General features: G+C 51.8%; 11 protein-coding genes. 8 read left to right on the plus strand and 3 right to left on the minus strand.

What is annotated here, in order from left to right; genetic code table 11:
• Positions 1-8 precede the first annotated feature (8 nt).
• Complete coding sequence (locus tag PY990_RS13950; RefSeq protein WP_275272120.1) at positions 9-629, minus strand: DUF2799 domain-containing protein; 621 nt, start codon at positions 627-629, stop codon at positions 9-11.
• 249 nt (positions 630-878) lie between these two features.
• Here PY990_RS13950 and PY990_RS13955 point away from each other — a divergent pair, with 249 nt between their 5' ends.
• Positions 879-1649: an esterase/lipase family protein gene (locus PY990_RS13955; protein WP_275272121.1), complete on the plus strand. Its 771-nt coding sequence runs from the start codon at positions 879-881 to the stop codon at positions 1647-1649.
• 13 nt (positions 1650-1662) lie between these two features.
• Here the strand turns inward: PY990_RS13955 and PY990_RS13960 are convergent, their stop codons facing one another.
• Together PY990_RS13960 and PY990_RS13965 are read right to left on the minus strand one after the other, a co-directional pair.
• A complete protein-coding gene (locus tag PY990_RS13960) occupies positions 1663-2037 on the minus strand; it encodes a 5-carboxymethyl-2-hydroxymuconate Delta-isomerase (protein ID WP_275272122.1) in 375 nt (124 codons plus the stop codon).
• 199 nt (positions 2038-2236) lie between these two features.
• Positions 2237-3169 (minus strand): alpha/beta fold hydrolase, encoded by a 933-nt coding sequence (locus PY990_RS13965; RefSeq protein ID WP_275272123.1) that lies wholly within the window; start codon positions 3167-3169, stop codon positions 2237-2239.
• Positions 3170-3315: 146 nt separating this feature from the next.
• On the opposite strand from PY990_RS13965, the gene PY990_RS13970 reads away from it, so the two are divergent.
• From PY990_RS13970 to PY990_RS14000, 7 genes are all read left to right on the plus strand, one after another.
• Positions 3316-3528, plus strand: a complete 213-nt coding sequence (locus PY990_RS13970; RefSeq protein WP_008253293.1) for a hypothetical protein — start codon at positions 3316-3318, stop codon at positions 3526-3528.
• 3 nt (positions 3529-3531) lie between these two features.
• A complete protein-coding gene (locus PY990_RS13975; RefSeq protein WP_275272124.1) occupies positions 3532-4311 on the plus strand; it encodes a hypothetical protein in 780 nt (259 codons plus the stop codon).
• Positions 4312-4421: 110 nt separating this feature from the next.
• Positions 4422-6854, plus strand: coding sequence for an ATP-binding protein (locus PY990_RS13980; RefSeq protein WP_275272125.1), 2433 nt, complete (start codon positions 4422-4424; stop codon positions 6852-6854).
• 10 nt (positions 6855-6864) lie between these two features.
• A complete protein-coding gene (locus PY990_RS13985; RefSeq protein WP_275272126.1) occupies positions 6865-8613 on the plus strand; it encodes a CHASE domain-containing protein in 1749 nt (582 codons plus the stop codon).
• Between the two features lie 168 nt (positions 8614-8781).
• Positions 8782-9006 (plus strand): hypothetical protein, encoded by a 225-nt coding sequence (locus tag PY990_RS13990; RefSeq protein ID WP_275272127.1) that lies wholly within the window; start codon positions 8782-8784, stop codon positions 9004-9006.
• A 164-nt stretch (positions 9007-9170) separates the two neighbouring features.
• On the plus strand, positions 9171-10589 hold the full coding sequence (locus PY990_RS13995) for a UDP-glucose dehydrogenase family protein (protein ID WP_275272128.1): 1419 nt from the start codon (positions 9171-9173) through the stop codon (positions 10587-10589).
• A gap of 70 nt (positions 10590-10659) precedes the next feature.
• Entirely contained in the window at positions 10660-11784 is a 1125-nt protein-coding gene (locus PY990_RS14000) for a beta-ketoacyl-ACP synthase III (RefSeq protein WP_275272129.1), read from the plus strand.
• The last annotated feature ends 200 nt before the right edge of the window (positions 11785-11984 follow it).

The raw sequence follows: 11984 nt of genomic DNA on the forward strand, positions 1-11984 counted from the left end.
GCAATGAACTAGCGCTGCTGAAAACTGGCCCGCATCTGGTTGATTTTTGAATCCAGACTGCGGGCTTTTTGTTCCAGTTCTCCAGTTTCCCGAAACAAGTCTGCCGCAGTGCGCTGAAGCGCCGAAACAGTTTTTTCCGCCTTGCTGCGTTCACTTGACGACAAAGCTTTGTTGTCTGCCCTGCTTCGGTTCTGTGTGATTTGCTCCGTCAGGGCTTTGGATTGCTCGCGCTTGTCTTGCAACTGGCGCTCTACCTCATTGCGCTCCCGCTGAACGCTGTAAACAAGCTGCCCCTCTTTAAAGCCCGCACGTACCTTTGGATAGGTTCTCTCATTGCACTGGTCCGGGTAAGCCGCCCCCTTGGAACCCAGATCAAAACCGGTATTCACAGTGCAGTAGTTTTTCAAACCCTGATCAAAGCCTTTGTTGTACTCCTCAAGGTTCACGGTCACTTTGGCTTCTGCACAGGCTGAGCGGTGCTCGGCAACCCGGGCCTGGGTGTACCCTTGCGATGCATCAGTAAAACCAATCTCGCGCCAATTGGCCACCAGGCATTCTTCCTTGCTCAGGGTGGCACACCCGCTAACGCCGAGAAGTATCAGCACCGCCGACAAAAACCTCCCACTCATTGCTCACCTCATCTTGTTTTTATTCATGACAAATCTATACCACGCCCTACAAACAGCCGTCTGTAGTCTGAGTGGACTAAGTTGGTACAAGGGACAGGGCGGTATGTTTATTGCATTCAACATTTCTGCAACAAGTGCTCAATAGCGATACTTTTCTGCCGTTAATTCAATTGTAGTGAATGCGCATACAAGCGTAATTTAAACAAAACGAGCCAGCACACCTTAAAGCAATTCAAAAGGGGACATTAAATGGCCGCTCAAACACCTGTATCCAGCCATCCCAAATTGGGCATGGCCGATGTTGCCAAACTTGCCGCCCGTGAAGGTTATTTGTTTGGTTTGAGTTTTCTATTCCGCCAGCGCGTGGCGCAATTCGTGCCGGAATTCAGCCCCAACTTTCACAACCGCCAGTTGCCCATTGTGTTCATGGTGCCGGGTTATATGGAAAAACCGGGCTGTTTTGCCACCCTGTATGAAGAACTGCTCTGGAGCGGTGTACGCGTGGCTTTGTATCAGCCGCGCTACGTGCTGGCCTCGGTACACGAGATGGCTCGAGATTTTGGGCACTACATGGACACGGTTCTGGAACAAGCCGAATGCGAAGGGGCCAACACCTACCTGCTGGGGCATTCCATGGGTGGGCTGATCGTGCGCAAAGCCATGAGCACCCGTTGGCACAGCCACACCCAGGTGCAACACCTGTTCACACTGGCTTCGCCCAACAATGGCACGCACATGGCTCACTTGGGCGTGGGCGACTGCGCTGTTGACATGCTGCCCAACAGCGACTTCTTGAACGAATTGAATGTGGAAGACGACGCTCACCGGCAAAAAATGAGCAGTGTGATTGCCATTCCTGATGCATTGATACTGCACCATCGATTTGCCCACCTGGAAGGTGCGGCCAACCATGTGATTGACCGCACAGGCCACATGGCTTTGCTGGATGAGCCGCGACTGATTGAACTGTTGAAACGAAAAATGCAGGGGCAAAACCCGCATCAATTGTTGGGTGCCTGATTCGCCAGGGCGATCAGCTGCGCTTGCTGACCGATTTGAAATACAACTCAGACTGTATTTCACGTACATGCACACTGATTTGGGTTTGTGGGCCTTCTGCCTGAAGGCATGTTCTTTCAAGTACCTTGAGCAACACTTGCCCCAAGTGTTCCTGCACGGTGAATTCTCGACCACTGAGTAACTCGACCGTGGCTGCAACAAAAGCATGGTCACCGCTTTCAGCCGCAGCCACGCCCATGCGATAAGAACGCAAACCGTGAATTCGGGTCTTGATGTCGGCATCCATAAAAATACCGAGCCCCATCAGGGCTTTATTCACTTGAAGCAGCACCCAGGACTCGTCCAGATTGTGCAAGTTGTCACTGTATTCAATCGTAATGTGGGGCATGTAGAAAGCCTTTGTATGTGACAAAACCGTGAAAGTTCATGGTTTTGTCTAGTATAAATTACCTACAAAACTGCTTGTCGTTCCAAAACCTTAACGCGACAATGATCACATTGAACGCTGTTACAGTGTTCAACCTCATGTCTCCTCTTCTCCGCAAGCGAGAAAGGTTAAGCCGACTTCTCAGGAAGTCGGCTTTTTTTTAATCTGCGGTAGCACTTTGCCCAATATGTGCCTCAATCAAACCGGCCAACACCTCCGGCTGGTCGTGGTGAACCATGTGTCCAGCATGGTCAACGACCACATGCCTCCAGTTGGGCACGCAGTTGAACCGGGTACGGAACGCATCAAAATCAACGGGCTCACCGGCGCGGCTCAACCACATGCCTGCCTCGGTCTGTTTGGCTTCGACATGCAACACCGGCGCTGCAATATTGCTCCAACAGGCTTGCGCCTCTGCCAACCTGTAACCAATCGGATTCATGATTTTGTGCGCAGCATCGCCCAGCAAGCTGTAACCGTCATTCCCCACCCGGCTCCAGAACTGCGCCAAATACATGGCCTTCTCGTCGCTCAGCCGGTGGTTGGTTTTCTGCAAACGCCTGGCCACTGCCTCCAGGCTGCTGTAAGCGCGCAGTTCTTTGGGTGTTTTAATTTCATCGAGCCAATTGGAATAGCGCTTGGGTGCTTTTTCAGGCGGTGAATCGAGCATGCCAAAACCTTCCAGATTCACCACACTGCGAATGCGCTGTGGTCGAACACCTGCATACATCATGGCGATGTTGCCGCCCATGCTGTGGCCTACCAGGTTCGCGGGCTGCGTGGGCGAGAAGTGATCCAGCAAGGCATCCAGGTCTGCCAGGTAATCTGGAAACCAATAAGAGCGAATGCCGGGCGAACCATCGGCCACAGGCCAATCGCTCAAACCAAAGCCTCGCCAGTCGGGGGCCACCACCCGATAATCCTGTTTCAGGGCATCCACCACAAATTGGTAGCTGGCGCCTACATCCATCCAGCCATGCACCATAACGAGCAAGGGCGCATCTTCAGGGCCCCAGCAATGCAGGTGGGTGCGCAAACCGCGCAAGTCGACGAAACTGGATTCATGTTGTTTCAAAGGCTGGTAAATATTCACTGCTGGCTCACTTTGTTGTTTGTCAAAGTGTATGCGATCTACCCCAGTGCTGAATTTGACTCGGCCCTCTAAACGGGAAAGAAAAACTGTCGAATTCAATATTTCAACTTATCATTCATCAAAACTTAACAAAACCGGAGACCTGCATGCCCAAACTGGATGCTGCATTGATTGATGCATTGGGGGAACCCATGCCCGAACTGGAACAGCTCAGCGCCGCCAACCAAAAGAAGCTGGCCGCGGACCTGGCTGCCGCCCACCAAGCCCACGATGCTTTTTTAAAACAAAGCATGGACAACGCGCTGGAACACATTCCCCGCTTGTTGCGCGGCACCGTCAAAAAAATTCTGGGACTGTAAACCATGGACAGAAACACTGAACTGCGCCGCCTGGCGCAAGCACTGCACAAGTCTGCCGACGACCTGGCGTATCTGGACAAGCTCGACGCTTTGGCTTTGCAGAAACTTCGCACCAATTTTCAAAACAGCCTATTGAATAAATTCGGCCACGTGTTTGAACGCATTGCCGGTGCGGGCAAACTGGCACCCGACTCCATCAGTGCAACGCTGTGCACCAAGGTATTTGGCCCGGCCATTACGGCCAATATGTCGTACTTCACCCCCATGAGCAAAGCAGTCAGCTTGTGCAAACTGTTTGATGCCGACTTTATGGCCGAAGTGGCCCGCGAGCAAATTCCCGAACGTGCCGTCGACATGCTGGCGGAACTGCCCGTCGAGCAATTGAAGAAAGTAACCGCCAAACTGGTTGAACATGGCGACTTTCACGTACTGGGCGGGTTTACAGACTATATCCCCGAGAAAAAAGCCATCGAGATCATGGAAGTGATCAAGGACCCAGCCGCAAATCTGCACATTTCGTTTTATGCGCAACGCAAAGACCGTATTGCCAAGCTGGCGAACATGCTGAATGACCAGAAGCTGGTTGAACTGATTGCTGCGGCATTTGCAGACGAAAACCTGATGGTTGAGGTGGGATTGATTACCGCCGAGATGGACGACAAGGCGCAGGTGCGCATGGCCAAACTGACTGACAAGGTGAACAAAACGTATCGGGGGATTGCCAAGGCCAAAGCAGAAGGCCTGGGATACGCAGACCGAATGGCGGCCTACTTCGCGGCGTGAAACCCAAAACCTATAACAATTGTAAACGAGGTGATTAAACTGCTGTAATCAGTTGATCACCTGTCAGGTGAAAAGGCTACTCTAGGGTCAAACCTGTTAGCCTTTCTTCCATGCCTCTTCCCGAAACACCTGCCAACAACAGCAACAAGCAATCCTCCTTGGGCTTGCTTCCATGGTTGATTGGCGTGGCTCTCTCCGCGTGCGTACTCAGCCTGCTCCTGTTTAATTCCATTCAGGAACAAAGCGAGGCCCAACGCGTCAAGGCGGAGGTGCGCTACTCGCTGGACCATCACGCCAACAAGCTCGACAAGATTGTGGGCAAGGCCAGCGCCAATCTGCATTCAATCGAAGTGTTTGTGCGGCAAACACCAGAGTTAAATCAAGCCAGTTTCGAGCAGTTTTCCTCGCTGTTGTCGGTTGAAAACCCAGCCATTCGCAGTCTGCAATACGCACCGAAAGGAATTCTTACATTCCTGACGAACCCTGCGTTGAACCAAAGTGCAATTGGCCTGAATCTTTACAAAGTCCCGCTGACCGCACCGTATCTTGAAGAGGCAGCATTAACAGGCAAAACCGTCCTGGAAGGACCGCGCGAACTGGTTCAAGGTGGTCATGCACTGATTCTTCGATACCCTGTTTACCGCCAACGCAACCCCGACAGCAATCGCGACTTGATGGGTTTTGCAGCAGTATTAATCGATTTTGAATACGTCAAACAAAAGGTAATTGAGCCACTGGAACAACAGGGGCTGATTGTACGCATTCAACAAAAAAGCCCGATGCATGCCAACTGGGTACCCATCCACGGCAACCCCGATTCCCAATTAATCGACCCTATCTCATCGACTGTTTTTTTTCCGTATGGCGAATGGTCCATTGAAGTGGCGCCAAAACAAGGGTGGAGCCCCACGGTAGGCATTCACCCGTTTCTTGTTCTGCTTGCTGTGATCACCATGGCCATTGTGGTCTGGATGTCCTTGCATGAATACAACTCACGCAAAGCCATGCAAGCTGCCTATGAATCGGCAAAATCGGCCAATGAATTAAAAGACAGACTGATTGCCAATGTGTCGCATGAAATACGAACTCCGCTGACCTCGATCAACAGCATTGCAATGATGCTGGATGTGCCAACGTACTCCACCGAAGTGCAAGACTTGGGCAAGGCCATTAAACAATCCAGTGAAGCGGTCAATGTGATTGTGAATGATCTTCTGGATCTCTCCAAAATTCGGCAGGGATACTTTCGACTCAACGACAGCAATTTTCAGCTGGCCACCCTGATCGACAACACGGCAAACATGCTGCAACAGCAATGGCTTCAGAAACCAGGTGTAGAGCCGATTCTTCTTGAACCACCGTCCAGCCGAACCACTTATCTGGGTGACAGAGGCCGAATTGAACAGGTGGTGCAGAACCTGATTTCCAATGCATTCAAGTTCACGATGTTTGGCAGTGTGACGGTACGATTCCAGGTTGTGACAGAAAGCCGGGAACGGGACCAACTTGTTGTTGAAGTATCCGACACAGGTGTGGGCATTCCGCAAAGCGACATGGAGCGGATATTTGATGCGTTTTACCAAGTTGATTCATCACTTCAAAAGCGCTACAACGGCGCCGGGCTAGGCCTTGCAATCTGCCGACAAATTATCGAGGTGATGGGAGGAACCATACAGGTTCGCAGCAAACCCAATCTTGGTACTCAATTTGAGTTTCGCTTGCCACTTACACATGGAGCGCTGAAGCAAGACCAAACAGATTCTGAGACCCTTGCTGCCAGCCGGATGTTGCTTCACGTAGGGGACATGGCTTTGGACCCGCAACTTGCGATAACACTTGAACCAGACTGGCAAGTCCGTTTTCTCCACCGCGACATTACCACCGAAAAAGTTTTGCCCATACACGACAATGCCCGCGTATTGCTGGACATACCCGAACCGCTGGGTGCAGACAAAATGAACTGGCTAAGCCAGTTCCTGGACAGACAACAACATTTGACCCAACACATCGTGTGGCTTGGCAAAGATTTGCCAGCGATCGCCCAGAAACACAATATTCGCCAGTTGATGAAACCGTTGACACGAAAACGTTTGAGCCGTGTCTATGAAAATGAGAGGGAAGAACAAACGTCTTTTCCTGAGCATACAGGTGCGACGCCACTTCGCCTGCTGTTGGCCGAGGACAATGCGTTGAATGCCAAGGTTTTCAAGAAACTGCTGGAGAATCGGGATGTTACGGTGACCTGCGTATACAACGGGGCTGACGCCCTGGCCTTGCTCACCAGCGGAAACGCACATTTTGATGCTGTGCTGATGGATCTGCAAATGCCGGTCATGGACGGTCTGGAAGCAACACGACTGATCCGCCGGCATGAAGAACTGCAAGGGCTGCTGGTCTACGCGGTTTCAGGCCATGTCAGCAGCAGTATGAGAAACGAATGCCTCAACATTGGTTTCACCAATTTCATTACCAAACCATTTGATCCGGACATGTTGATCGACGACATTCGCGCCCGATTGAAAGAATCAGGCCGATCACATTGAGATACAAAACATGAAACAATTTTCCGGGAACTGGGTTTACGCGGTTGTGGTGTGTGTGCTCGGCGCAGGCCTTAGCACTGCAATCGGCATTACGCTGCAAAACAACGCCCTTGAAAACCAGCGTATTGCTTTTGAACACTTGCTGGACAGGCGAACGGACGAACTTCAGCGAACCGTGAATGAATACAAGCTGAGCCTTTTGAACACCGCCACATTCATCACCGCCTTTGGCCAGGAAGAATTGACGCCATCGCGATTTAGCGAATACGTCACTGGCCTGAAACTAAAGCAAAACTTTCCAGGCGCACTTGGTCTGGGATTTGCCCGGAAAGTACCCCTCAAAGAGGAGCCCGCATTTCTTCGGGAAATGCAGGCAAAAGGACTGCAAGATTTTCAGATCCGTTTTATCAGCCCCTCTTCGCAAGACCGTTTCGTGATGCAGTACATTGAACCAGCCAAGGAAAACTACTCGGCACAGGGTCTCGATTTGGGCTCCGAAAACATTCGTCGAGAAAACTGCCTCAGTGCCTTTTCAAGGGCCGGACTGGCCGTATCAAAGCCCATTACCATGATTCAAAACGCCGATGTTGGGCGTATGGGGTTCACGATGCTGATGCCAGTGTTCAACAAACCCATACCATCAAGTGATCTTGGTGTGCGCTACAAGGAATTGTTGGGTTGGGTGTCTTTTCCAATTTCAATCGACCGCTTCCTGAAACCCTGGATGACACAGCAACCCGATTTACAAGTGCGAATTTTTGTACTCGAAGAAGCCGACAAGCCGATGCTTTTTTTCGACAATGTTGAACCAAAAAATGTCTCCCTGTTTCCACACACGGCAGCAACGCGAGATGTACAACTGGGTAACCGCAGTTGGCGACTGGAGTACTGGCCTGTAAATCCGGCAAAAAGCAGCGGACACAATCCAATTTACCTTGCCTGGATTTTGCTCGGTATTTCACTCAGTGTTTTTGCTGCATTCAAACTGAAAAAGGCCATGGATACTCACAACACCCTGACCTTACATCAACACATGGTAAACAACTCATCCGAAGCCCTGATTGCCGAGGACACTCTTGGAAGAATTTTGGTGTGGAACCGGGCTGCAGAGGAGTTATTCGGACTGGACCAGGCCAGTGTTCTCTACGATCAAGAACAAAACCTGACAGTGCCGGAAGAACTGCGATCCTCCGAAAAACGACTCCACCAACGCGCAGCGCAGGGGGAGACACTTAAAAACATTCAAACCCTGCGAACGAATGATTCTGCGCAACGGATCCACCTGCGCATGAATTTGTCGCCGATCTACAGCAGGGATAGACAGTTGATTGGTTTCACCAAGTCATTCCGCGATGAGACTGAAGCGCGCATGCTCTGGAAAGACATGCACTCACTGGAAGAGCTGATCACGCACGCGCCCGATGGCGTCATTACACTGGATGAATCACGCCGGATAAAACTGGCCAACCCGGCAGCCCTGTTGTTGTTGCAGGGAATGAATGTGAAATCAACCCTGACTGGACAAAAAATTACCGATTTGCTGGCACCCAACGTGTTGGTTGAGTTTGAACAGGAAGTACTGCACCCCCTTTACAAGAATAGAAAAGTTGAGGTGTTGTTCAACTGGCCGGTTCCCGGGCACATTGAACAAACACCGCTGCTTTTCAGGGGATTTGTTTTGAACTACCCAGACCTTGGCGAATCGGTTTGGGCATTACGTTTAGAAAAAAGCAACAAATCGTACACACAGTTAAATTAATTTATACTAATTAAATCAATAACTTAATAATATAGAAATATAACTCTAACTTTATTTATTGATTTTAAGTGTACAACTGTACACAATACTAACCATGCAAACACAACACAGTTTGCTGGGTTAAAGCGAAAGCCCCGATTTCGCATCCAAAGTAAAAGGGATATCAAAATGAAAAACTTCATCGACTCAGTAATTCGCACTCCTGGCATTTTGTTCATGTCTGTATTGACATCTGGCTTCATGGTTAATGCTGGCGTGCAGTACATCAATGGCACAAACCTTGAAGGCCCGAATTTGTTGGCTGCAGGCTGCCTGGTGGTAGGTCAGCTTGCCTTGGTAGTGGTTCAGCAAATGCGCCGCTTCGGTCAAGACAACAAACTGACTTTGCAATAATGCAGTGGCTAGAAAGGCGGCAAGCCCTGCCGCCTTCGCCACAACAATCTTACTTACCCCGCAGTTTCCTCTCTCGCTGTCACAATCCAGTCTTAAATCTGTCAAACGCAGGCAACACTGCCGCAACACACTGCTCGCATTGATCACTCATCAAAGCAAAGCACATGCGCGTCTCTATCATTGGCAGTGGATATGTTGGTTTGGTTACAGCCGCCTGTTTGGCCGAAGTGGGCAACAAAATTCTGTGTTGCGACATCGACGCCGCCAAGATCACTCAGCTTCAGAATGGGCAAAGCCCGATTTACGAACCTGGTCTGGATGAATTGCTCGAACGCAACATTCGCGAGCAACGCTTGGATTTCACCACCCGAATTGAAGACGCGGTAAACCACGCCGAACTGATTTTTATTTGCGTGGGCACGCCGCCTCGCGAGGATGGCAGCGCTGATTTGCGCCACGTGGTTAAAGTGGCCCAGCAAATTGCCACACACATGAACGGCTTTAAAGTCATCATCAACAAATCGACTGTGCCTGTGGGCACTGGCGAGCGAGTGGCCGATGAAGTGCGCCGCGTGCTGGTGCAACGCAATGCCCTGCATGCCTTCACAGTGGTGTCGAATCCTGAATTCTTGAAAGAAGGCGCGGCAATTGACGATTTCCTGCGCCCTGACCGCATTGTACTGGGCACCGACAACACCCCCGCAGGGCAACGCGCCTTGCGCATGATGAAGTCGCTGTATGCCCCCTTCCAGCGCCACCACGAGCGCCTGATGTGCATGGATGTTCGCTCTGCTGAATTGACCAAATACGCCGCCAACGCCATGCTGGCTACCCGCATCAGCTTCATGAACGAGCTGGCCAACCTTGCTGAAAAAATCGGTGCTGACATTGAACAGGTGCGCGCTGGCATCGGCTCAGATCCCCGCATTGGCTTCTCTTTTCTGTACGCAGGTTGTGGTTATGGTGGGTCGTGCTTCCCCAAGGATGTCCGCGCACTGATTCAAACCGGCGAGGAAGCGGGCGAGAACCTGTCCATTTTGCGGGCTGTCAACCACAGCAATCAGCGCCAAAAACGCGTGTTGGTGGAAAAAATTATTCAGCGCTTCGGCGAAGACCTCAGCGACATGACCTTTGCCATGTGGGGGCTGGCCTTCAAGCCGGAAACCGATGACATGCGCGAGGCCAGCAGCCGCACCATTGCCGCGGAACTGGTACTACGGGGTGCCAAAGTTCAGGCCTTTGACCCGGTGGCCAACGAAACTGCGCGCCGCGCCATGGAAGAAGATCTGGCCGCATTCCGGCAAGACGGCCCCTTACTGGGCGAATTCGAAATTGCTAAAACCCAGGAAGAGACCTTGTTCAATGCAGATGCCTTGATTGTGTGTACCGAGTGGCGCATGTTCAAGAGCCCAGACTTTTTAATGTTGAGCCGCACGCTTCGCCAAAAGGCAGTTTTCGACGGTAGAAACCTGTATGACCCCGCACTGCTGGCGGACTACGGCCTTGTTTATGAGGGGATTGGCCGCAGGGCTGAACCAATGGATCAGGGTTTATCGGTAGAACAAATGCGCTTGGCGTCTTAAAATTTAACGCCTTTGCCTTTATCATTGCGCAAGAGACAAAACACACCATCATCCACCCAGGACGAGCGCAATGATCAAGGTAGCCATCAGCGGCACGGGGCTTTTCGTGCCCAGCCAAACCATCACCAACGATGAATTGGTGGAGTCATTTAATGCTTACGTAGCGAAGTTCAACGAAGAGCATGCCGCGGAGATTGCCAGCGGAGAACTTCAGGCATTACAGCCCTCCAACTCGGCCTTCATTGAAAGCGCATCGGGCATCAAGCAACGCTACGTGATGGAAAAGGAAGGCATTCTGAACCCGGACCGTCTGCACCCTTACTTCAAAGAGCGCCCGAATTCCGAACTGTCGATGATGGCAGAAATTGCCGTGGACGCTGGCCGCAAAGCGATGGACGACGCGGGGCTTACCGCCGCTGACATTGATGCCGTGATTTGTTCAGCTTCGAACATGCAACGCGCCTACCCGGCCATGGCCATTGAAATTCAGGAAGCCTTGGGCATTGAAGGTTTCGGCTACGACATGAATGTGGCCTGTTCTTCTGCCACTTTCGGGATTGAGCAGGCGGTGAACGCAGTGCGTAGCGGCACAGCCCGCGCCGTATTGATGGTGAACCCGGAAATTACCTCGGGCCACCAGGCCTGGCTGGACCGCGATTGTCACTTTATTTTCGGCGATGTGTGCACGGCTGTCATTGTGCAGCGCCTGGAAGACGCCAAACCCGGTAGCTGGGAGGTGTTGGGCACCAAGCTGGCCACCAAGTTTTCGAACAACATTCGCAACAACTTTGGTTTCCTGAACCGGTCTGAGGACGCCGACCACGACGGTCGCGACAAACTGTTCATGCAGGAAGGCCGCAAAGTATTCAAGGAAGTCTGCCCTATGGCTGCCGAGCACATGAGCACCCATTTGCAAAGTCTGGGTTTGAGTTCGGCCACTGATGTGCGCCGCTATTGGCTGCACCAGGCCAACCTGGCCATGAACCAGCTCATTGCCAAAAAACTGCTGGGCAGCAGTGAATTCACGGCCGACAAAGCACCTGTCATTCTTGATGAATTCGCCAATACCGCCTCGGCGGGTTCTGTGATCGCGTTTCACCGCCACAAAGATGATTTGGGCAGCGGCGATGTGGGCGTCATCTGCTCCTTCGGCGCGGGTTATTCGATTGGCAGCGTAGTGGTTCGGAAGACCTGAACGCTGCATGCCCTGGCCCATGCGCGGCCAAGCTTCGGTGTGGGTGCCCACATCACCTTGCCTAAGCAAGGCTTCAGAGCCGGCTTGATGCCTCTGGCTTGGCGCATGCGAAACGCGTAAGCGTCTTCACATCGACTCCTTTCGGAGTCGCCCCGCGCTGCGAGGCCGCCGGGAAGCCTTGCAAAGCCGGCAAGGCGGTG

It is taken from the genome of Limnobacter olei, assembly GCF_029087225.1.
GTDB lineage: Bacteria > Pseudomonadota > Gammaproteobacteria > Burkholderiales > Burkholderiaceae_B > Limnobacter > Limnobacter olei.